At 68.0% G+C, this 21,916-nt stretch carries 22 protein-coding genes; 12 read left to right on the forward strand and 10 right to left on the reverse strand.

What is annotated here, in order from left to right; genetic code table 11:
• Nucleotides 1-386 (forward strand): integrase core domain-containing protein (locus tag BMZ18_RS10500; protein ID WP_139203913.1); only part of this gene is annotated, 386 nt, incomplete at its 5' end.
• 31 nt (nucleotides 387-417) lie between these two features.
• Here BMZ18_RS10500 and BMZ18_RS10505 read toward each other — a convergent pair.
• From BMZ18_RS10505 to BMZ18_RS10520, 6 genes are all read right to left on the reverse strand, one after another.
• The gene (locus BMZ18_RS10505; RefSeq protein WP_082895092.1) at nucleotides 418-1,173 is read right to left on the reverse strand and encodes a glycosyl hydrolase family 28-related protein; all 756 of its coding nucleotides are present in this window, start codon (nucleotides 1,171-1,173) and stop codon (nucleotides 418-420) included.
• Between the two features lie 57 nt (nucleotides 1,174-1,230).
• Complete coding sequence (locus BMZ18_RS20170) at nucleotides 1,231-1,353, reverse strand: hypothetical protein (RefSeq protein WP_280141986.1); 123 nt, start codon at nucleotides 1,351-1,353, stop codon at nucleotides 1,231-1,233.
• On the reverse strand, nucleotides 1,353-1,529 hold the full coding sequence (locus tag BMZ18_RS19680) for a hypothetical protein (RefSeq protein ID WP_156511630.1): 177 nt from the start codon (nucleotides 1,527-1,529) through the stop codon (nucleotides 1,353-1,355). The genes BMZ18_RS20170 and BMZ18_RS19680 overlap by 1 nt, the downstream gene beginning before the upstream one ends.
• A gap of 97 nt (nucleotides 1,530-1,626) precedes the next feature.
• Nucleotides 1,627-2,490: a sialate O-acetylesterase gene (locus tag BMZ18_RS10510; RefSeq protein WP_082895089.1), complete on the reverse strand. Its 864-nt coding sequence runs from the start codon at nucleotides 2,488-2,490 to the stop codon at nucleotides 1,627-1,629.
• A complete protein-coding gene (locus BMZ18_RS10515) occupies nucleotides 2,491-3,504 on the reverse strand; it encodes a GDP-mannose 4,6-dehydratase (RefSeq protein ID WP_068364216.1) in 1,014 nt (337 codons plus the stop codon).
• A 17-nt stretch (nucleotides 3,505-3,521) separates the two neighbouring features.
• Nucleotides 3,522-4,583 (reverse strand): glycosyltransferase, encoded by a 1,062-nt coding sequence (locus BMZ18_RS10520; protein ID WP_244516498.1) that lies wholly within the window; start codon nucleotides 4,581-4,583, stop codon nucleotides 3,522-3,524.
• Between BMZ18_RS10520 and BMZ18_RS20050 the strand changes: the two genes are divergently transcribed.
• Together BMZ18_RS20050 and BMZ18_RS10525 are read left to right on the forward strand one after the other, a co-directional pair.
• Nucleotides 4,476-4,736: a hypothetical protein gene (locus BMZ18_RS20050; RefSeq protein ID WP_244516502.1), complete on the forward strand. Its 261-nt coding sequence runs from the start codon at nucleotides 4,476-4,478 to the stop codon at nucleotides 4,734-4,736. The two genes, BMZ18_RS10520 and BMZ18_RS20050, sit on opposite strands and share 108 nt — an antisense overlap.
• Nucleotides 4,737-4,933: 197 nt before the next feature.
• Nucleotides 4,934-5,554 carry an acyltransferase gene (locus tag BMZ18_RS10525; protein WP_068364221.1) on the forward strand — a complete coding sequence of 207 codons (621 nt, stop codon included), beginning with the start codon at nucleotides 4,934-4,936 and terminating at the stop codon, nucleotides 5,552-5,554.
• Between the two features lie 37 nt (nucleotides 5,555-5,591).
• Here BMZ18_RS10525 and BMZ18_RS10530 read toward each other — a convergent pair whose 3' ends face one another.
• The 4 genes from BMZ18_RS10530 to BMZ18_RS10545 all read right to left on the reverse strand — a co-directional run bounded on the left by BMZ18_RS10530 (nucleotide 5,592) and on the right by BMZ18_RS10545 (nucleotide 10,777).
• Nucleotides 5,592-6,635: a lipase family protein gene (locus BMZ18_RS10530; protein WP_244516488.1), complete on the reverse strand. Its 1,044-nt coding sequence runs from the start codon at nucleotides 6,633-6,635 to the stop codon at nucleotides 5,592-5,594.
• A 193-nt stretch (nucleotides 6,636-6,828) separates the two neighbouring features.
• Nucleotides 6,829-8,073: a lipase family protein gene (locus BMZ18_RS10535; protein WP_068364228.1), complete on the reverse strand. Its 1,245-nt coding sequence runs from the start codon at nucleotides 8,071-8,073 to the stop codon at nucleotides 6,829-6,831.
• Between the two features lie 95 nt (nucleotides 8,074-8,168).
• Nucleotides 8,169-9,422 carry a lipase family protein gene (locus BMZ18_RS10540; RefSeq protein ID WP_170851483.1) on the reverse strand — a complete coding sequence of 418 codons (1,254 nt, stop codon included), beginning with the start codon at nucleotides 9,420-9,422 and terminating at the stop codon, nucleotides 8,169-8,171.
• A 32-nt stretch (nucleotides 9,423-9,454) separates the two neighbouring features.
• Entirely contained in the window at nucleotides 9,455-10,777 is a 1,323-nt protein-coding gene (locus BMZ18_RS10545; RefSeq protein WP_068364231.1) for a tyrosine-protein kinase domain-containing protein, read from the reverse strand.
• A 328-nt stretch (nucleotides 10,778-11,105) separates the two neighbouring features.
• Between BMZ18_RS10545 and BMZ18_RS10550 the strand changes: the two genes are divergently transcribed.
• The 9 genes from BMZ18_RS10550 (at nucleotide 11,106) to BMZ18_RS10590 (ending at nucleotide 21,895) form a co-directional block, all read left to right on the forward strand.
• Complete coding sequence (locus tag BMZ18_RS10550) at nucleotides 11,106-12,101, forward strand: GDP-mannose 4,6-dehydratase (protein WP_068364234.1); 996 nt, start codon at nucleotides 11,106-11,108, stop codon at nucleotides 12,099-12,101.
• Complete coding sequence (locus BMZ18_RS10555; protein WP_082895091.1) at nucleotides 12,098-12,643, forward strand: acyltransferase; 546 nt, start codon at nucleotides 12,098-12,100, stop codon at nucleotides 12,641-12,643. Before BMZ18_RS10550 ends, BMZ18_RS10555 begins: the two co-directional genes overlap by 4 nt.
• Before the next feature lie 35 nt (nucleotides 12,644-12,678).
• Nucleotides 12,679-13,758: a glycosyltransferase family protein gene (locus BMZ18_RS10560; RefSeq protein ID WP_068364237.1), complete on the forward strand. Its 1,080-nt coding sequence runs from the start codon at nucleotides 12,679-12,681 to the stop codon at nucleotides 13,756-13,758.
• Nucleotides 13,759-13,760: 2 nt separating this feature from the next.
• The gene (locus BMZ18_RS10565; RefSeq protein ID WP_068364240.1) at nucleotides 13,761-14,924 is read left to right on the forward strand and encodes a lipopolysaccharide biosynthesis protein; all 1,164 of its coding nucleotides are present in this window, start codon (nucleotides 13,761-13,763) and stop codon (nucleotides 14,922-14,924) included.
• Nucleotides 14,925-16,037 carry a glycosyltransferase gene (locus BMZ18_RS10570; protein ID WP_068364241.1) on the forward strand — a complete coding sequence of 371 codons (1,113 nt, stop codon included), beginning with the start codon at nucleotides 14,925-14,927 and terminating at the stop codon, nucleotides 16,035-16,037.
• Nucleotides 16,022-17,473, forward strand: coding sequence for an O-antigen ligase family protein (locus BMZ18_RS10575; protein WP_074922157.1), 1,452 nt, complete (start codon nucleotides 16,022-16,024; stop codon nucleotides 17,471-17,473). Before BMZ18_RS10570 ends, BMZ18_RS10575 begins: the two co-directional genes overlap by 16 nt.
• Nucleotides 17,466-18,728: an acyltransferase family protein gene (locus BMZ18_RS10580; protein ID WP_068364246.1), complete on the forward strand. Its 1,263-nt coding sequence runs from the start codon at nucleotides 17,466-17,468 to the stop codon at nucleotides 18,726-18,728. Before BMZ18_RS10575 ends, BMZ18_RS10580 begins: the two co-directional genes overlap by 8 nt.
• A gap of 7 nt (nucleotides 18,729-18,735) precedes the next feature.
• Entirely contained in the window at nucleotides 18,736-20,271 is a 1,536-nt protein-coding gene (locus BMZ18_RS10585) for a cellulase family glycosylhydrolase (protein ID WP_068364249.1), read from the forward strand.
• Between the two features lie 169 nt (nucleotides 20,272-20,440).
• On the forward strand, nucleotides 20,441-21,895 hold the full coding sequence (locus BMZ18_RS10590; protein ID WP_169817734.1) for a cellulase family glycosylhydrolase: 1,455 nt from the start codon (nucleotides 20,441-20,443) through the stop codon (nucleotides 21,893-21,895).
• Nucleotides 21,896-21,916: the final 21 nt, after the last annotated feature.

A 21,916-nucleotide genomic window follows, 5' to 3' on the forward strand; every position in this document is an offset into this window, starting at 1 on the left:
TGCGTACCGACCTCGTCGTAGACGCACTGCAGATGGCGCTGTGGCGACGCCACCCCGATACCGGGACGATCATGCACTCGGACCGCGGATCTCAATACACCAGTTGGGTTTTCGGTCAACGACTGCGCACGGCAGGACTGCTCGGGTCGATGGGTCGGGTGGCCTCGAGCGTCGACAACACGATGATGGAGTCGTTCTGGTCGACGATGCAACGCGAGCTGCTCGACACCCGATCGTGGGACAGCCGAGACCAGCTTGCCTCCGCGATCTTCGAATGGATCGAGGCCTGGTACAACCCGCATCGCCGGCACTCCGGGATCGGCTACTCCTCGCCAGTGGACTACGAACACGCCTACCATCGACGGGTCACCTCACAAGTGGCCTGAACACCCAACCCGAACTGTCCGGGAAACCGGGTCAAGCTCCAATTACAGCCAGCTGCGCCTGCTGGAACGACATTCCATTGAACAGGTGCGTGTGTCCGCTCTTGTTCGAGGCGAAGGTGGTCGACTCGTTGTACGTCACGTCGTAGCTGTTGAGCTGTCGGCAGATCTTGAGATCGACGCCGGCGGCCTCGGCGGAGTTGGCACCGAACGCATCCATGCGACCGCCGTTCCGCGTCGTCTGGTTCACCTGTCCGGACATCAGGACGCAGATCGACTGGGCCGAGTCGTTTCGACGTTCGACCACCATGCCGTAGAACTCCATGATCTGGATCGGGTCGAGGGCGTCGACACCGCCGCCCTGGAACCAGATCTGGGCACCGGCGAAGTTGTACACACGGACGCAGTCCCACTTGGCGTGCCACAGGCCGGATGAGCCGGCTTTGGAGGTCCCTCGGCGGGCCCAGATGTGTATTTCGTGCTGGCCCGCGTTACCGGCGGCGACGATGCCAATGTCTTTGAGCATGGTGTGCTGGGTGATGCCCTCGGCGATTCCGAAGACGAACGTGTTCGCGCTGCCGGCGACTGCGGTGATGATCGATTGCTCGCGACCGTCGCCGTAGATCATGAACCCGGAACGGAACAGCAGCCCGTCTGCTCGGTAGTTCGCTTTGGGCAGGTAGACGCTGCACGAGTTGGCTGCGGCGTAGTCAATTGCCGCCTGGATCGCGGCGGAGTCGTTAGTGGTGCCGTCGCCCTTGGCGCCGAAGTCCTTCCCGTTGATCGCAATTTCGTGAGCGCGAGTGGCACGACGGAGGTTGCGGGTCTGGGTAGACCCGTCGCCGCCCTAGACGTATCCCCGCACGTCGACCACCAATTCCCCGCTACCGAGCGAGGTGGTGTTAGCGAGCAATTTCGCCAGGGTCTTGCGATACCAGGGTCGCGCCCCAGCCTCGAAGGGGTTGGCCATCAGTATTCCGTTCCTGCGTCGAATCCGCCGCCGCCGCCGGCGCCGGTCGTCCTGGTCCAGGCCGCCGACTCGGTGGCGTCGAAGGTGGTGCGGGTGGTGCCCGCGGTGATGCGGGTGCCGATGGATCCGTCGGGGAGAATGCGCAGCGCGCCCGCGGCAACCGGGGTCTCCTTCACCCAGAGGGGGCATAGTTTTGGTCAGCGACACCTTCGTCAAGGATTCCGGCGCCCAGATCGAAGCTCCTGCCGACCGGGAGTTCTTCAACTCGCTGAATCAGACGAGTGCGCGGTACACCTCGAACATCCGCCGCCCCAGCTCCCGCTGGCCGGTCGCGCTGTAGTGCCGATCCTCGGCGCTGTTCGTCATGCCGGCCGGGCCGGGGACGAAGGCGCACATTGGATGCCGAGTGGGGGTATCGACGTGAACGGCGTTGATGGCCGGGTACTTCCGGTGCCCCACAGCCATCTCTTCGGGGACCATGCCACCGAGGATCACGGGGACGGGCCCGTACCGCTCACGGAGGAGCGTCAGCAGCCGGTCGAGCTTCGTGCGGTACACAGCTGCGTCGAGCAGCGGAACGTCGGATTCGCCCTGATGCCAGAGGATTGCAGTCAGAATGTTGCGGGGGTCCGTCGCCAACGCGGAGTCGATCTGCCGCACGGCCCGCCGGTACAGATTGACCCGCGTTCGCGTGTCGTCCGCATCCCAGGTGAACCCGTTCTTCGGAGCGAAGGACGTGTCACCCCGTGCATACGGCACCAGCAGGACGCGGTCGCCGCCGTCCGCGGCGAGAAGCGAGGCGAACGTGCTGCCGAATCCGACGCGCTTGCCGGGAACGTCGTGCAGCAGCGGTTCGCCCCCCAGCAGGATCGTTCCCTTGCGCCGTCCCGCCGACGGCCACTGGTGGACACGCGGGTCCGGGGCGTCGAGGCCGGCGCGGTCGAGGCCGAGCCCCGAGCCGTACGCATTGGATTGTCCGAGCACGGCCACGACCCGGTAGGGCCCGCTGTTCGGGGGCGCCGGCGTTCCCGAGGCTCGCGCACGGATGACGACTTCCTTGGCTCGGGTGATCAGTCGCTCACGCCACGGGGAGTCGCCGTGGCGCTGCCGGTCCAGAATGTCGTCGGGGTCGCTCACCTAGGTCACGCCCTCCGCGAGTAGTGCGCGGTCGTGCTCGACCATGGCCGCCACGACGTGCTCGAACGAATGCGTCGGCGTCCATCCCAAAACCTCTTTCGCCTTCGACGCATCGCCCACCACGACGGCGGCGTCGGCGGGGCGGAGGAGGTCCTCGTCCAGAGTGACCACGCTGCGCCAGTCGGCGATACCGACGGCCGAGAACGCCGCAGCGACGAAGTCCTCGATGGTGCGGGCGTGGCCGGTGGCGACCACGAAGTCGTCCGCGACACCGCGGACGGCCATGGCGGCCATGGCCTCGACGTAGTCCGGCGCCCATCCCCAGTCCCTGGCGAGGCGCACGTCGCCGAGCGCCAGCGAATCCTGGCGCCCCGCGGCGATGGCCGCAGCGGCCTTGGTGATCTTTCGGGTCACAAAGGTATCCGGGCGCCGGGGTGATTCGTGGTTGTACAAAATGGCGTTGATGCCGGCGAGCCCCTTGGACCGATACACCTGAACCAGGCTGTGCGACATGGCTTTCGTGGCGCCGTACGGAGAAGTGGGGACGACCGGCGTCGATTCGTCCTGCCGCGCGACGCCGGATCCGGCGAAGATCTCGGCCGACGACGCGTTGACGAACACCACCGGCTTGTCGGCGTCGTCCTGCAGGTGAACCGCCGCGTTCAACAGTGCGGCCGCGGACACCGAGTTGACCCGGGTGGTCAGCACGGGGTCGTTCCAGGACTTCCACACCGACGAGATCCCGGCGAGGTGAAAGATGTGGTCCGGCCGAACATCTGCGACGGCAGCGGCGGCCACGTCGGGGTCCGAGACATCGCCGAAGCGCACGTCGACACCATCCAGGAACTCCTCGTAGGGCGGCGCGTCACGGTCCGGACGAGTGATGCCGTGCACCGTCCACCCACGCCGTAAGAGGAGTTGCGCCAGGTACGTTCCGTCCTGGCCGGCCACTCCGGTGATGAGGGCGACGGGGCTCGAAGGCGGAGGGCCGGATTCGGCATCACGGTCGCGCATGGCGACAGTATGCCCCGTCATCGGCCTCGGGTCGTCGGGGCGCGAAACCACGTTCCCTTGCTCGAGGCCGCCCCCGCGGTGGTCGGCTGTGTCGGGAGGGCGACGGCGCGAACGTCCACCATCGGCACGGCACCGGCTCCGACGGCCCGCGCGACAGGAGGTGCGCCGTCGCCGAGCCTCCGCTCGGCGAAGGCGTACGCGGCGGAGAGGCGGGTCTGCATGCGCGAGAACGAGAAATCCTGTGCGATGCGGGAGCTGCGGCGAACCACGTCGGCGTGGAAGTCGGCGTCGGCGAAGAATCGGTTCGTGGTCGCCGCCACCTCAGACACCGTGGCGCCGGCCAGGGGATAGCCGAGAGCCGCCATGCTCGGAATCGAGCGGCACAGCACGGGGCACCCCATCACCGAGGCTTCGATGGTGGAGAGCGGCGCCCCTTCCCACGCCGCGCTGTGGAGGTAGAGGCCGGCGGACCTCAGCAGGGACCGTGTGCGCGCGGGATCGACCCACCCGGTGATGCGTACTCCCGCCCGGTCGAGATGGTGGCGGCCCTCGTCGCCCTCGCCGATCCAGACGTAGTCGAACCTGCCGGTGCCCAGCTGCTCGGCGACGGCGGCAAAGAACTGTGGGTCCTTCTGGTCGGCGACGCGCCCCACCATCACGATGGTGGGTTTCGACCCGCTCGGAGCCACGGTGTCGTCGTCGACGGGTGCCACGTCCGGCGCGCTCACGGGCGTGGCGCAGTTGGGCACCTCTCGGATGGGCAAGGCCGACCGCAGGTGGTGACCGAGTTCGGCCTCGCGTGGACCGACGGCCATGAGCATCTGCGGGCGCTGAGCCAGCATCCGCTCCACGGACCAGTACACCGCCCGCTTCATCGCGGGGCGGCCGGTCTCCATCGCGTAACAGTGCGGCGAGTAGACGATGCGGATACCGCTGGGAAGCAACGCGCGTAACAGGCCCGCGTAACTCGAATGCAAATGCACGATGTCGGCTCGCTGCTGCAGAACGAATGCACGCGCCTCGAAAAGAAAACCAAACAGTCCACCGCGGTATTCGACGAATCGCGCGGAAACCGGCACGTCGAAGGTTTCGTGGCCCGCTCGCGCACGGGCGAAGATCAGATGCTCATGATCGTCGGTCGCCTGAACGTAATTGATGATGGCGCTGCGCAACCCGCCACCGAAGGCTTCCGAGACGTGGATGATCCTCATAGAACCGCTGCTTCCGGGTAAGCGATCGCATCATGACAAGAGCCTCGATCCCGACCCGCAAAAGGGTATTGGCCTGCACGCTTTTTCGCAACCGGTGGAGAATCCGAGTGACATCAATCACAGTATCATTCCCGGGCCAATCCCGTCGGCCGTCGTTCGGATAATTTTTACCCGCAATCGACAGGCGCGATCAGAGCGAGTCAGACGGAGGAAACACCATGACGGTTCCGGATTCCGGCCCGATCGACACGGCCGATCGGTCGCCGTCCCCGGTGACCAAGCCCCCGAAGAAGTTCGGCACCGAAGTGCCCACCAATGCGCGGGAACAGATCGGCGAGCGCCTCTTCAACTTCGCAGTGACTCACATCCCGTCGCACACGATTCGTCAAGCCTGGCTGCGCGCGTTCGGCGCCCGCATCGGCAAGGGCACCTCGATCATGATGGGCACCCGCGTCCACGGCCTTCAGCAGATCGTCATCGGGAACAACTGCTCCATCGGCTCGCGGTGCCTGCTCGACGCCCGCGGTGATCTGGTGATCGAGGACGACGTGGTGATCGCCTCGGACGTTCACCTCATCAGCGGTCAGCACGTGGTGGACTCGGACGATTTCGGCCGCTACCACTCGCCGATCACCATCGGACACCACGCCTGGATCGCCAGCCGCGCCATGGTGGTGGTGGGCGTCGACATCGGCTACGGCGCGGTGGTGGGGGCGGCATCGCTGGTTCGCGACGACGTCGAACCCATGGAGATCGTGGCCGGCGTACCCGCGAAGCACCGAGGTGTCCGCAAGTCCACGCTCGACTACCACCCGACTTTCCGGCCACTGCTGTACTGACCCGCCGGCCTGATCGACCGACGCCGTGCCGAGCCGGTCAGCAATCGTCGGGCGCGTCCATGCCGGCGAATCGTTCGCCCAGCCATGTGACCGAGGCGTTCCCGTCGACGTCCGCGTGACCCTTGTCCGGCTGGAACGAGATCGCGACCGTGCTCCCGCTGTCACAGGACTGCTCGAGCGCGGCGCGAGTCCACTCCGGGTCGATGTACGTGTCCTCGCCGCCGTAGTAGACGGTCATGGGTGCCGCGGCGCGGGTGCCCTCCACGGCCCAGGACTCCAGGATCCCGCGCAGCCGGTCCGCGGCGTCCGGTGACGTCGGCCGAAGATCGTTCGGCTCCACGGCATTCAAGGCGCGGGCGCGGTCCGCTGCGAGCGGGCCCGCGCACACCGCCAGGGCGTCCCACGACGCCGCGAGCGACTCGCTGCGGTACTGGTCCAGGTCGAGGTCCGGGAAGGTGGCGGCGACGCGGTTGAGCAACCAGATGTACGCCGCGTTCTGATCGTCGGTGAGCGTGCCGGCCTCGGCCTTGTTCACGAGTCCCGAGACATCCGCCGCGGGAACCAGACTCACGGTACCGACCAGCGACAGCTCGGGGGCGTACTCGCCGGCTTGCTCGTTGGCGGACCAGGTGGCGCCGCCGCCCTGCGATCCGCCGAATGCAGCCCACCGCGTGGACACCCCGCCCACCGTCTTGCGCAGGGCGCGGACGGAGTCGATGACGTTCCGGCCGGCCGTGCGTGCGTCGAGGTACGGGTGAACGCCCGGCGTCCCGAGCCCCTGATAGTCGGTGGCCGCCACGGCGAAGCCGAGCTTCAGGTAGCTCGCGATCAGCGCGGTCCCGCCCGCGAGATCGGGCGTGGACGTGGGTGCGCAGCTCTCCAGGATCCCGGTGGTGCCGTGGGCGAACGCGATGACCGGCCACCCTCCGGCAGGCGGTGCACCCGCGGGCGTGAACACCGCGCCGCTCACCTCGGTATCGCTGCCGTCGACGGCCGAGGTGGATCGGTAGACCACCTTGACCGCCCGAGCGCCGAGAGCGCGGATCCCGTCGTCGATGGCGGGCATCGTCTGCGCGGACACCAGAGTCCCGGGTCCGGTCCCTGAAAGATCGGCCCCCACCACGGGTTGGGGCTCCGGCACCGGTTCACCGCCCGTGTCACGGGCACACCCGGAAACCAGGACAACGAGCGCTGCGAGCGCGGCGCCCACCGCGGTCGACCTTCGACCCATCACGTCCCCCGTTTCCCTCCGCGCGAGCCCGCACGGGCCGCTGTCACCGCGCACAGCCGTTCTCGGCCCGTTGCCCGTCGAATCGGGCACCGATCCACGGAAAAGCCTGCGCCGCATCGATGTCGCCGTGACCCTCACCGGGACGGAGAAACCACGAGATGGAGCTCCCCAGCTCGCAGCCTCGCTGCAGGGCCGACTCTATCCAGCTCTGATCGACCAGGCGATCGGCCGAGCCGTAGATCACGATCATCGGCGCGGCCGCACGCTGACGGGGCACCGCGATCTCCCGGAGCCACCCGGACATCCGCTCGGCGGCCGCGTCGTTCACCGGCACCAGATCGGCGGCCGATGCGGTCTCGAGGAAGTCGACGGCCTCGGGGATGCGAGGGCCCGTGCAGAGAACCAGCAGGTCCCTCTTCTCGTACATCTCGCCGCGCACGTAATCGCTCAGCACCAGATCCGGATGCAGCGTCGCTTTCATCGACATGATCGCCAACAGATACAGGTGCAGTTGGTCCTGCGTCAGGGTGCCGGCCGCGGCTTTCCGGGGTAGCTCGGACGCGTCGACCATCGGCACCCACGAGGCGGCGCCCACCAGATCGAGTCCGTCGCCGTAGGTCGAGGCCTGCTCGTTGGCGGCCCAGGTGGCCAGGCCGCCCAGCGATCCGCCGAACGCCGCCCACTGCCGTCCGACGGAGGGCACCAGGTCGGCCGCGGCGCGGACGCCGTCGATCACGTTCCGGCCCAACGGCGCAGCATCGAGCAGCGCGTGGGCGATGGCCGAGCCGCCGGCGCCGCCGAGTCCCTCGTAGTCCGAGGCCACGACGAGGTAGTTGTTGAGCAGTAGTGCGGCGATGGGGAGCCACTGCTCCTTGAGGTCGTCGTAGAGCGACGGCCCGCAGTTCGGGGCGATGCCGGTGAAGCCGTGATTGAACGCGACCACCTTCCACCCGCCCTCGGGTGCCGCGCCGCCGGGAACGAAGACGCTCCCCGTCACCTCGACCGGGCCGCCGCCGATCGCGGCGGTGGACATGTAGCGGATGCGATAGGCCGTGGCCCCGGTGTCCGTGACGGTGTCGATCACCGAGTCGAAAGGTTCGACGGCGGTGAGCGATCCGGGCTCGGTGCCGCCCAACTTGGGGAAGAGGCTCGCATCGGCCGATTCCGACGGTGTGGACGCGACCGGCGCACGGCTGGTGGTGAACGACGCGGTCGATCTGTCGGATTCGTCCACCGGCGCGGCCGAGCAGGACACCATCACGGCCGCCGTCGCCAGGATCGCTGACACCCGCAACGCCGTACCCGGGACACCACCCGATATTCGTTGCCTCACAGACGTCTTCACCGATCTCCGAACCTTGCTGTCGGCTCCTGCTCGCACTGTCAGGAACACGAATCGGATGCCCGCCCGACACCGTCCACCGTATCCCGCAGCCAGGGGACCGCGGGCGAGGTGTCGGCAGTGGCGTCCGTCTGACCCACCCGCACCAACACCTCGATCCGGGAGCCGAGGCCACAGGCGGCCCGGACGGCCGCGGCGGTCCACTCCGGCTGTGACGTGGCCTCGGTCGTGGCGTAGATCAGCAGCATCGGAGCGGTCGAGGCGAGGCGAGGGAGTGCACGCTCGCGCAGCCAGCCCCGCAGCCGCTCCGTCGCCTCCGAGGATCTCGGCACGGTGTCCGACGCCGGTAGCGACTGCGCCAACTCCGCCGCCCGGTCCGCATCTGGACCGACGCAGGCCGACAGCAGCTCGAGATTGCGGAACGTCTCGCCGCCGATGTAGTCCTCGACGTTCATCTCCGGGTGCGACGTGCGTTTGATGGACAGTACTTCCAGGACGTACTGATACCGCTGCGCCGCGGAGAGGGTCGACGTCGCCGCTGCCGCGGGCATCTCCGTCAGGTCCGGGGACGGCACGAGGGACACCGACCCCGCCGGATCGAGCTCGGGCGCGTACTCGGCGGCCATCTCGTTGGACGCCCAGGACGCGGTGCCGCCGATCGAGGCGCCGTAGGCGGCCCACCGCGGCGCGGCATCGGGCGCGATGCGTCGTGCAGCTCGGACCGCGTCGATCATGTTGGCGCCGAGCGTGTCCGGGTCCGACATGGGGAACGCGCCCGGTGAGCCCAGACCCTGGTAGTCCGGGACGGCCACGACGTACCCGCTCAGGAGCAGACCGGCCACCTGGTCCGCGTGTCCGAGCAGATCCGGGAAGAGCGACGGTCCGCACTCGTTCCGGACACCCGTCTGGCTGTGGCCGTAGGCGATCACCGGCCACCCGCCCTCGGGTGGGGTGCCCGCCGGCACGAACACCGTGCCGCTCACGACCGTGGGAACTCGCGCGTCGGTAGGTCCGGTCGAGGAGCGATAGGTGATGGTCATGCCGCGGGCACCGGTGTCGAGAATCTGCCGCGCGGCCGTCGTCGTCTCCGTGGCGGTGACCACCGAACCGGCTCCGGTGTCGGTGAAATCGGGGCGCAGGACCGCGGTGGCCGAGTCGTCGACCGCCGCGCCGCCGCCGTCGGAGGGCGCACTGGTCGCCGTCGCGAAGCGCGTCGGCTCCGTGTAGTCGTCGGTGGGAGCGGGTGTGCAGGCACTCGCCACGAGAGCGATCGCCACGCCGACCGCACCCGCCATCGAGACCGTTCGCCGCATCGCGCCGGTCTGCGTCAACGGAGGAGTCGGCGACGGCGCGCGCTGGTCGCGACCGCGCCGATCACTCGTCCGCGGGCCAGGGTGATCTTCGAGACCGTGTCGCGCAGTTCCGGCGCGGACGTCGACCCCCGGCGGGCGACGAGCACGGCGCCGTCGGCCAGTGCGGCCAGGACGGCGCTGTCGGAGGAGGTGCTCACCGCGGGCCCGTCCACGACGACGATGTCGAAGTCGCCGTGCAGTTGCTTGATCAGGTCGGCCATGCGGGTGCCGCCGATCAGTCCGCTGCTCGACGCGTCCGCTGCTCCCGTGCCCACGATGCTCAGATTGTCGACGGCCGTCGGAACCACCACGGCATCGAGATCCTCGTTACCGCGGAGGAAGTCGACCAGTCCCGGTCCGGCTTCCGCGCCGAACGCCGCGGCCACCGAGCCTCGACCGAAGTCGGCGTCGAGAAGCACGACGGACCGCCCGGTCTCCGCGACGGCGACCGACAGCCCGACGGCGACGGTGGTCGCGCCGGCACCGACACGCGGACCGGTGACGACCACCGTCCGGAGCGATCCGTCGTGATCCATGGCGAGCAGATTGGTGCGGATCTCCCGGAACGGCTCCGTGACGACGGGCGTCGGCGCGGCGTCGACCGACCCTGTCTCGTCCCGTGTGCCCTCGGCGGGAGGAATCGATCCGAGCACCGGACCGCCCACTGCCGCGGCGATGTCGTCGGCGGTGCGGACCGAGCGGTCCAGCTTCCACCGGACGACGGCGGCCACGAGTCCCAGGATCAGACCGCCGACGAGGCCGAGTCCCAGGTTCCGGACCCAGGACGGACTGCTCGGCGACGTGGGCAGGTCGGCCAGGTCGACGATGGTCGCCGACGCGGCCGGCACTCCGCCGCGCGCCGAGGTCTCGAGCTCCTGGACCAGCGAGCTGGTCTGCGAAGCAACGACATTCGCCAGGTCACGAGCGAGCCCCGGGTTGGTATCGGTCACGGTGATGTCGAGGAGAACCGAATCGGGGACCGGCTCGGCGCTGACTCGGGACATGACGTCCTCGGCGCTGGCTCGCAGACCCAACTCGTCGACCGCCCGCTGCGCCACCTGCTTCCCGGTGGCGAGGCCCGCATAGGAGGTGACGCGGTTGGTGGAGAAGAGATTGCCCTGGTACGCCTCGCTGACCGACGCGCCGCCGGTGGTGGTGGTGAACAACCGGGTGGTGGCGACGTACTTCGGTGTCATCAGTGCGGACACCCCTGCGGCCACACCGAGCGCGAGAACGACGCACGCCACGATGATCACCCACTGTGCGCGCCACGCCGCGAGATAGTCGCGAATGTCCACGGATGTGCCCCTGTCGCATGGTGGCGAGAAATGGTCGAGACCGACTCGGCGCAATACTAAGCAGACTCGGTCCGATGCCGCACGACGGAACGACGCCGGTCGCTTACGGTCGGCACCGGACACCGCATTGTGTAACGATGTTCCCGCCTGACGACGAGGTGTGGGCAGCGCTCGGCCCGGCCCGTACCGGACGGTGCCTTCTGCGCGGCAGGCCGATTCGAGGAAACGAGGTCGAAAACCGACTTCGATCCTGCTTCGAGCGCATAACAGGGGCTCTTTCCGAAATCGATTCCATGCGGTGCGAGCAATGACAGAAAGGCGGGTCGGCGTGAAACGCGCACTGATCACCGGAGTGACCGGACAGGACGGTATGTATCTGTCCGAATTGTTGCACGGCAAGGGTTACGAGGTGTTCGGTTTGGTTGCCGGACAGAACAACCCGAAAGCCGAGTTGCTGGCGAAGAGTCACCCGTACGTCCGCATCGTCAGTGGCAACCTGCTGGACCTGGTGAGCTTGATCCGCGCCGTCGCGGACTCCGAGCCGGACGAGGTGTACAACCTGGGCGCGGTCTCCTTCGTGGCGTACTCCTGGCAGAACGCCCGCCTGACCAGCGATGTCACCGGGGGCGGGGTGCTGAACATCCTCGAGGCGGTGCGGTTCTATCAGGACAGCTCGGGCAAGGCCGTCCGCTTCTATCAGGCGTCGAGCTCGGAGATGTTCGGCAAGGTGCAGGACGTTCCACAGCGCGAATCCACCCTGCTGTGGCCGAGGTCGCCGTACGGAGTGGCCAAGGTCTTCGGCCACTACATGACCATCAATTACCGCGAGTCCTACGGCATGCATGCCAGCTCGGGGGTGCTGTTCAATCACGAATCGCCCCGGCGCGGACCGGAGTTCGTCACACGCAAGGTGTCCCAGGCGGTGGCCAGGATCACACTCGGACTGCAGGCCGGGATCGCCCTGGGCAACCTGGACGCCAAGCGGGACTGGGGCTTCGCCGGGGACTACGTCGAGGCGATGTGGCTCATGCTCCAGCAGGACGAGGCGGACGACTACGTGATCTCCACCGGGGAGACACACTCCATCCGCGAGCTGTTGACCATCGCGTTCGACGAGGTCGGCATCACCGACTGGGAGCCGCTGGTGACCATCGATCCCCGCTTCATGCGCCCGGCCGAGGTGGACCTGCTCATCGGCGATTCCACCAAGGCGCGCGAGAAGCTCGGTTGGAAGCCTCGCGTCGAGTTCGACGAGCTGGTGCGCATGATGGTACGCAGCGACCTGGAGTTGCAGGCCGCCGCAGGCAGCGAGCGTTCCTCGTGAGCGAGCTGTACGTCAGCTCGCGCAAGGAGCAGTTCGGGGAGCGGATGTTCAACTTCCTGATCACGAACATTCCCTCCCACACCATCCGGCAGTGGTGGTTGAGGTATTTCGGCGCCACCCTGGGCACGGGATCGTCGATCATGATGGGCTCCACCGTGTTCGGACTCCACCGGCTCCGCATCGGGAACAACGTGTCCATCGGGTTCTCGGTTCTCCTCGACGCTCGGGGCGGCATCACCATCGACGACGACGTGGTGATCGCCTCGGACGTGCAGATCATCACCGCCCAGCACACCGTCGACAGCGACGATTTCCACGTCACCCTCGGGCCCGTCCACATCCAGCATCACGCGTGGGTGGCCAGCCGGGCGATGGTGCTCCAGAACGTGACCATCGGCGTCGGTGCGGTGGTGGGTGCGGCCTCGCTGGTGCGCACCGACGTCGGCGAGCTCGAGATCGCCGCGGGCATCCCCGCGAAGGCCCGTGGCACCCGCAAGTCGACGCTCGACTACCACCCGACCTTCCGACCGTTACTCTACTGACCACTGCACAGACCCGTCTCGGGAAGAGGAACGACGTGCCCGACCTCGCGAACACCAGCCTCGTCTATGTGGCCCCCGCCGCCGGCAAGAGCGGCGTGGGCGATTACGCCGACGACTTCCTCGCCGCCGTGGCGCCGCGGTTCCGGGAAGTGATCGACTACCGAATCGACACCGAGGGTGCGGAATCTGCGGCCGACGTCGTCCGCCACGTCCGTGCCGTGCGAGCGCTGGCCAAGAAGAAGAGCGCCGAAGGTCCGACCATCGTCCATTTCGAGCAGAGCGGCGGATCGCTGTCGGTGTTCTGGGCGTCCCTGCTGCCGCGCGATATTCCGGTCACCGCCACGGTCCACGATCCGCCGTTCCAGGTGTGGTGGCCGTTCAAGACGCGCTTCGTCGGTCAGCATCGCCTGGTCCATCACGCGATCCATTACCCGTTCAAGATGCTGACCAGACGGTTCCAGCGCCGGGTCATCGCCGGGCGCACCGTCTTCACGCTGACCGGCATCGGCGCCGAGGTGCTCGGGCAGAAGGCGCCCGAGAGCAACCCCGTGGCGTCGCGCATCTTCGTCCCGGCCCGCCGCGACCTGAAGCCGCTGTCCTCCCGGCCGGTGGCCGTCGGACTGTTCGGACACGTGTACCGCGGCAAGGGGTTCGATCTGCTCGGCGCCCTGCGGGAGCGCATCGATCCCGACGTCGGCATCATCGCCGCCGGCCGGGGAACCGCCGCCTTGCCGCCGGTCGACGGAGTCACCCTGCTCGGGGAGGTGAACGGTCCGGACGAGGACGACTTCTTCGAATCCATTCGGCTGCTGCTGGTTCCGTACTCCAAGCACAGCCAGTACGGGAAGGCCTACCCCGCGTCGAGTGCGGTCACCCGCTCCTACGCGTACGGCACGCCCATCGTCTGCATCATGGACGGCGCGCTGGGCGAGGCCGTGGACGAGGGCGGCGCGTACGGCGTGGAGCGCGTCGAGCAGATCGCGGAGGCGGTCAACAGCATCGTGCGGGACGACGTGCAGCTCGAGAAGCTCGGTGACCAGGTGGCCGTGCTCCGCGTCGAGCACGATCTGGACCACTGCGTCGTCCCGTTCCTCGAGGCCTGGGAACGCTCGTGAGAGTGGTCGACAGCCACCTGCTGCGGGCGGGGTTGGCCTCGTTCTGGAGCTACAGCGGGCGTGTGTTCGGGCTCGGGTGGACGTTCGCCCTCATTCACGTTCTCGGCATCGGGTCCTACGGTCAGTACGCCGTCGCGGTGGCCGCCGCTGCGATCCTCAACGCCGGTATCGACAATGCCTTCTTCGTCCGGTCCCTCCGCCTCGACGAGGCCCGCTACGAGCGGGAGCGCTGTGCCCGTGTGCTGTTCGGCATCGCGGTGGCCGCCGTCGGCGTGCTCTGCTACCTGCAGTGGTTCGTCGCGGGGTTCGCCGTCGTCGTGGCCGCCGGCGAGTTGCTGTTCAACACCTACAAGTCTCGCTTCCTGCGTGCGGGCCGACCCGACGTCACCATGCGTTTCGACGCCGTCCGCCAACTCACCAGCATCGCGCTGGGAGCGTCGTACCTCTACCTCGCCGCGGACCCGACGGTGGCGGTCGCGGGCGCTCTCTACCTGCTTCCGTACCTCGTGATCGTCGTCCTGTGCCTCGGCTACGTCCCGGGCCGCTCGCCGGCATTCCCCGGTGGCGGAAAGGAATTCGGCCTGCTGTCGGCCGAGGCGTTCGTCGGCGGTGTGTACACGCAGGGTGACGTCCTGATCATCGGGTGGATCGCCGGGTCCGACGTCGCGGGGTACTACTCGGTGGCCCTGGTCACCGCCATCGCCATCTCGATGATCGGCCAGAATTTCGCGAACACTTACATCGAGAAGATTCGCGACGCCGACGGGCACCTGTCGAGCGCACCGTCCCGTGGCGGAATCGCCCGCGTCGGTCTGATCACCGGCGCGTCGATGGCCGCCGTCGGTGTCGGCGTCCTGGTGTGGGGCGGTGCCGACGAGACGGGATGGATCGCCGTGATCCTGTCGGTGTTCGTCTTCGCGCGCTCGGTCGACCACTCCTTCATCGTCGTCCTGTTCGTCCAGAAGCGGGACGCTCTGCGCGTGCGGGCCACCCTGGGGGTCGCGGCGGTGAAGCTGGCCGTCCTGCCCGTGACGGTGGCGTCCCTGGGCGGCGTCGGCGCCGCCGTCGTCTGTGCTGCCTGCGAACTGCTCCTCCTCGCCGTCTACTACCGCGCCGTCTACCACTCCCCGGTGGCGGCACCTCTCGACCGGGAAGTGGTGACCTAGGTGAAGGCGACCTTTCTGTTGCCCAAGGACCCCAGTGTCGAATCGACGGGCGACCTGACGATGGCCACGCTGGTGATGACGCTGGCGGCGGAGAAGTGGGACGTGCAGGTCGTCTGCCTGTCCTCCGACCCCGGGTCCTCCCGCGACGGATACACCCGCGTCCCGAAGACGATGCCGCCCGCTCCGGCGCTGCTGCGCGACAGCCTACGTAGCGGGCGATCACTGGTGCACTCGCGCTTCGTCTCTCGCGAGCTTATCGACGCGATCGACGCCACCGAGACGGACATCTTCGTCGCCGACCACAGCTACATGGCCGAGGCGTTCCTGCAGTCGTCCCACGCGCACGACCGACGGGACGGCGAGTCGGTCCTCGCGGTCAGCACGGTCGTGTCCGAGTCGCTGGTGTGGCGGGCGACCCGCGGAATTCTCGGCAAGCTGGACGGCCGTCGCATCGTCCGTGACGAGCTCCGCGTGGCGCGCCACGCCTACAGTGTCGGCACGTACGACGCCGAGGAGGCCGAGTTCTACAGCCATCACGGCATTCCGCGCGCCCACTGGCTGGACCTGACGCTGCCCCCCAAGAAGCAGGTGGATCTGGGCAATTCGCGTTCGCGTCTGGTGTTTCTCGGCGACCGCAAGTGGCCACCGAATCAGCAAGCGTACGAACGTCTTCTGCGGCTGTGGCCGGACATCGCCCGCGGCATCCCCGGAGCGGAGCTCCGCATCGTCGGATCGCCCGATCCGACCAGGACCGTGGCGCCCGTCGACGGCGTCGAGGACCTGGGCTTCGTCGACGACCTGGACGAGTTCCTGTCGAGCTGCCGCGCCATGATCGCCCCCATCGTCACCGGGGGCGGTGTGCGGGTGAAGATTCTCGACGCGGCCAGTCGCGGCATGCCCATCGTCGGCACCACCGCGGCCATCGGGTCACTGGGGTCGGTGCTGGGCATCGACGGGATCGACGACCCGGCTGCCTTCGTCGCCGAATGCCGTCGGTACCTGCTCGACCGGGACGCCGCGGTGGCCGAGGGCGAGCGCCTGCACGGTCGCAACGCGGAGCGGTGGAACACCGGCGCCCCGCATCGCACCGTCCACGAGTGGCTGGCACCGTGACCACCCGCACCGACCGGCCCGTCTCCGGCTCCGTCGCCGCCGGCGTGCTCGCGGCGCTCGGGGCGGTCCTGGTCGGCGCCCTCGCCGGCGGTGACGCCGGCCCGTCCCAGCTGCTGGCCGTCGCCGTGACCGCGATGGTGGCCGGTATCGCGGTCACGCTGTCCTCGCCCGTGGTGGTCTACGCGGCCCTCGCCTTCGTGCTCGGTGCCATTCCGTTCGCCGTGATACCCGGTGTGGGACCGGCGATTCTGGTCCTGAGCCTGGCGGTCTGGGCCGGCGTCCTCACGCACCCCCTGGCGCACCTCCGCACGCACGCGCTGGAAGTATCGGTGGCACTGCTGATCCTGGTCTCGCTGGCCTCCGTGACGATGAGCGCCGCCGGGGCGGTGCACGTCGCCGAATTCGTCAAGTGGGTGATCGCCACCTCGCTGCTGTTCCCGCTGATGCGGTTGAGCCGCCGCGACCTTCGAGTCGTGGGTCTCACCTACGCGGTGGGTGCCGCTGTGGGCGGCGGGTTCTCGTTCTTCCTCTTCCTGTTCGACCGGTCCGGCACCATGATCGGCCTGCTCTCGCCCATCGGGTACGGAGTCGCGGGCACCATCGGCACCACCCTGCGCTTCTTCGAGGCCGGCGACACCTCGATCGTCCGGCTCACCGGAACCTACGTCGACCCCAACGCGGCGGGCCTGTTCCTCTTCCTCGGTCTGATGCTCGCGCTGGCACTCATGCGGGGGTGGGTGCGCCTGATCGCGGCGTCCGTGATCGCGGTGGCGCTGCTGGTGAGCCTGTCGCGCTCGGCCATCTTCTCGGTGCTCGTCGCCGTCGTCGTCTTCCTGATCTTCCAGAAGCTCTCCACCACGGCCCGTTTCGGCGTTCTCCTCGCCGGGGCCCTCGCGGTGGCCGGCGCCTTCGCGGTGCCCGCGGTCAACGCCCGCATCGTCAACTCCTTCGACTCGTCCGATCGGGGCACCAGTGACCGCGCGGACGCCCTGGCGAACTTCCTGCCCTCCATGCAGGGCAACTGGTGGTTCGGACGAGGCTGGGGAGCGAAGGAGTTCATCGACGAGGTGGCCGGATACGAGGTCAACTACGTGGCCAACACCCCGTTGCTCACGATCTACCGAGGCGGCCTCGTCGTGGGCATCGTGTTCCTCGTCCTGCTCGGCATCGGCGTCGTCACGGCGTATCGCAGCATGCGCACGTCCTCGTGGGAGGCGGGCGTGGTCGGTGCCGGGTTCATCGGATTCACCCTCGTGGCACTGCAATTGGATTTCCCGGTGGTGACCAACGCTGCGGCGACGATGATGTTCGCCATCATGCTCGCGGTCCTCGCCCGCTACCCCGATCTCACCGAGCGCGCCGACGACGTCGTTCTCGATCGTCCCGTCCCCGCCGGGGCCGTGCATCACCGAACGCCGGAGGTCACCCATGGATGACATCACCCGTCAGCGCCCGCCCGAGGCGTCGCCGAGCGCACCGCCCGCCGACACGCTGTCCCGTCTGGCACCGCAGACCAAGGGCACCCGCCTGGCCGGTCTGGAGGGACCGCGCGGCCTCGGCGCGATCTGCGTCATCGTCGCGCATGTGGGGGTGCACACTCCCGGCATCTCGACGGCGGCCCGCCTCGATTTCCTCGGCCAGGCGCTGACGTTCTTCTTCGTGCTGTCCGGTTTCCTCCTGTACCTGCCGTACGTCCAGCGCTACCTCGACGGCCGGCCCCGGCCGGATGCCAAGCGGTACTTCGCCAATCGCGTCCGCCGCATCTTCCCCGCCTACCTCGTGATCTTCCTGATCGTGAACTTCGTTCTGCGGGTGAGCTATCTGGAGAACCCGGTGGTGGCGGGCTGGGACAAGTCGGACAACAGCACGGGCATGATCACCGACCCGATACCTCTGCTCGCGCACCTGACGCTGACGCAGTCGCTGTTCCCGTCCACGCTGCAGACCGGGATCAACCCCGCGTGGTCCCTCACCGCCGAGTGGGGTTTCTACCTCGTCCTCCCCCTCGTCGGGTACTTCCTGTTCCGGTCCGTGCGGCGGCGCTCGGCCACAGTGACGGGAGCGCTGATCCCCGCGGCTGCGTTGATCGCGGTGGGCTTGGTGGCCAACACGGTGACCGGATTCCTGCAGCGGGGAGCGACGAATCTGACTCCGCTGGAGGCGTACTGGGGCCCCAACTGGATCGCGGTACTGTCCCGGAGTTCGCTCGCGTTGGCCGACAACTTCGCGTGGGGGATGGTCGCCGCCGTGATCTACGTGGCCATCGCCCGCGGTGCCTTCCGCGGCACGTCGACACGCACGGTGGTGCGCGTCTCCACGGCTGCCATGCTGATCGCCCTCGTTGCCTCGATGATCGCGTTCGTGCTCGGCAGCCGGTACATCTCGTCGATCTTCGCCGTCTCGTCGTGCGCTCTGATCGTCATGATCGTGGCGCCACTGGCGCGGGGGGAGGAGTCGCGGCTCGCGCGGATCACCGACTGGCGCCCACTCAAGTACCTCGGCATGATCTCGCTGTCGGCCTACCTCTGGCACTACCCGGTCCTGATCCTGGTCGAGCGCTGGGGGGTCCCCATTCCCAACAGTCCTCTCGGCTTGCTCTGGGGCTCGGCGGTGGTCATCGGCATCACGGTCGCGCTGGCCACCGCCACGTACTACCTGGTGGAGAAGCCGATGATGTCGTGGCGTACCTGACGCTGCCGTGACCGCACTCGACCGACGCCGTTTCCTGGGGGCCGCATCCGCCCTCCTGCTGGGTTCGGTGGCGGGGTGTGCGGGGGAGTCGGTGCCGTCGGAATCCACCCGTCCGGGACCCACGGGTACCACGCCGCCTGTGTCCGCGAATCCGACGGCCACGGTGCTCGGGTACTCGACCGGGGCGTCGGTGCTGTGGGCGGATCCGGACCTGTTGGCGCGAACCATGGACGCCGTCCGTGACGGCGGTGTGTCGTCCGTCCGCGTCGACATCTCGTGGAACTTCGCCGAGCCGTCGCGCGGTCGTTACGACTGGACGTCGTCGGACCGCGTCGTCGATGCCGCGGTGGCGCGCGGTCTGACGGTCCTGGCCACGCTGACCAATACGCCGACGTGGGCCGCGCTGGGCGGGAGCGCCGTGCACACGACGGCGCCGCGAGACCCCGCCGAGTACGGGCGATTCGCGGGAGCGGTGGCCGAGCGTTACCGCGGCCGCATCGCCGCCTACGAGATCTGGAACGAACCCAACGGCACCATCTTCTTCGGTCCACAGCCGGATCCGGTGCGCTACACCGCCATGCTCCGCGAGGCCTTCGCCGCCATCAGGGCCGCCGATCCCGACGTCGAGGTGATCGCCGGTGCCACCGGGAACACGGCGACGGAGAACGGTCAGGTCGACGCCAACGAGTTCGTCGCCGCGGTGTACGACGCCGGCGGACAGGGCTACTTCGACGCCCTGTCCTACCACCCCTACGACTTCGGCATGCCCTTGGGCGACGCGACGCGGTACCCGAATTCTCCCATGCAGCAGATGATTCGGATGCACCAGCTGATGGCCGAGCGTGGTGACGGGGGCAAGCGCATCTGGATCACGGAGTACGGCGCCCCCACCACCGATGTCGACCCGGTCGGACAGGCCCGGCTGATCTGCGATTCGGCCCGGCAGTGGACCGAGGTGTCCTTCGCCGGGCCGTTCTACGTCTACACGGTGCGGGACGCCGATAGCGCGTCGGACGATCCGGAGGACCGGTTCGGCGTGCTGACGGACACGTTCGACCCCAAACCGGGGTATGAGGAGTTCGCCGCTTTGGCGGCGAGCGGTGTGCCGCCGCGGCCCATCGTCGCGGACTTCGAGGCCCGGGCACGTGAGGCTTCCCTCGGGGAGGCCTGGAGTCCGGTCTTCCCCCTGTCCGACGGGTACTCCCAGCAATTCGCGGGGGGTAGCGTCTATTCCACACCGCGCGGTTGGTTCGTCTCGCCTCCGGCCATTGCCGATCTTCTTCGACCGGCCGGTCTGCTGCCTGTCGGACCATTCGTCGACGGCATTCAGGATTTCGCGTCGGAGATCGACGTCCGTGCCTATTCTCATCCGGTTTTCGGGACACATGCGGTGTACGGCGCCATTCTTTCGGCGTGGGAACCACGATTGGGCTTCCCGGTGACCGCAGAGTATGCCGTCGAGGACGGGGGTCGAGCCCAGGATTTCGAGAACGGACGCATTACGTGGGCCGTGACAGGAGAAACGCGCGTCTTCTCCTCCTGACCGCCGTTCTTGGGTTGGGCAATGTGTTTGCTAACAACGCCATTCGGGAATCGATGTGATTAATTGAGCACCTACCTCACCGGGAGGTAGCACTACCGATTCCGAGGCGGCCATGGGTGAGTTCTCGCGTCGTATCGTTCTGACCCACGCGGCCCTCGCAGGAGCGGCCGTGACGAGCGCGCTCGTGCTGGGACGCAACGAGAGCCGAGAGGCGGTACTCCCGGCCGCGCGCTCGCTGAGTCCGGTGGGGTTCTCCGCCGGGTCCGCGATTCTGTACATGAACGACGCCGACCAGAACCAGACCCTCGACGCACTCGTGGCCACCCGAGCCACGCAGATCAGGTTCGACATTCCGTGGGTCTTCGCGCAGCCGTCACCGACGACGTTCCAGTGGGATTTCGTCGACCGGGTGGTGGACAAGGCTCGTGCGCGCAATCTGAGCATTCTGGCCGTGCTGACGTCGTGTCCGCCCTGGGCCGCGCTGAATCAGAGTTCGCAACCCATGACGCGACCCGCGCAGGCCTCCACCTATGCCACGTTCGCCGCCGCCGCAGCCCGTCGCTACCGCGGCAAGATCACCGCCTACGAGATCTGGAACGAGCCCAACGGGGACATGTTCTTCGCCCCCGCACCCGATCCCACGTTCTACGCCTCGATGATGGTGGCCGCCTACAACGCGATCAAGGCGGTCGATTCCTCGCTGACCGTCGTCGCGGGCGCGATGGGTCCGGTGGACGACGGCGTCGGCACGATCTCGGCCAACAAATTCCTCGCCACCATGTATGCGGCCGGGGTGGCAGGGAAGTTCGACGCTCTCTCCTTCCACCCGTACGAGAACGACGCCACGTTCGCCGGGGCGTCGCTGTACGAGAATTCGCCGGCGCGACAGATGATCGGCCTTCACAACACCATGAAGGCGCGCGGCGACGGTGCCAAGAAGATCTGGCTCACCGAGTACGGGGCTTCCACCTTCGACATCACGGCCGACGCGCAGAACGCATTGGTGACCGGATCGCTCCGCCAGTGGCCGGAGGTGTCCTTCGCCGGGCCGATGTACCTGTACACGGTTCGGGACGCCGACAGCTCGCTCGCGGAATCGGAGGCGCAGTTCGGCGCCTTCACCTCCACGTACCAGCCGAAGCCCCTGGCCTACAGCATCGAGTCGTACGTCCGCCTCGGCATGCCAGAGCGCGAGGAAGGGCAGGTGTTCGACGCGAATGCCGATGCAGCACTGGGCAAGTCCGTCACACCGGTCTTCCGGATCAGCTACGGCTACGGCCAGGAGTTCGAGCTCGGTTCTCGGTTCCTCTCCAACGGCGGCTTCCTCAGCTCCCCGCCCGCCGTCGCGGAGGTGGCCAGGCGCAACGGCCTGGTGCCTATCACGCCCTTCACCAACGACATGCAGGACTTCGACAAGGACACCGGCTTCCGGGTCTACAGCCGGCCCGCCACCACCGGCACGCACGTTCTGGTGGGCTCCTTCATCACCACCTGGCAGCCCAGCATGGGCTTCCCCGTCACCGACGTCTACGCCGTGCCCGGCACGCAGAACTGGGCGGTGGACTGCGAATTCGCGCGGATGACGTACTCGCCGACGACGGGGATGTCGGTCACGCCGACATGACGGGACCCCCGGTCGCCGATC

The organism is Rhodococcoides kroppenstedtii (assembly GCF_900111805.1).
Classification (GTDB): domain Bacteria; phylum Actinomycetota; class Actinomycetes; order Mycobacteriales; family Mycobacteriaceae; genus Rhodococcoides; species Rhodococcoides kroppenstedtii.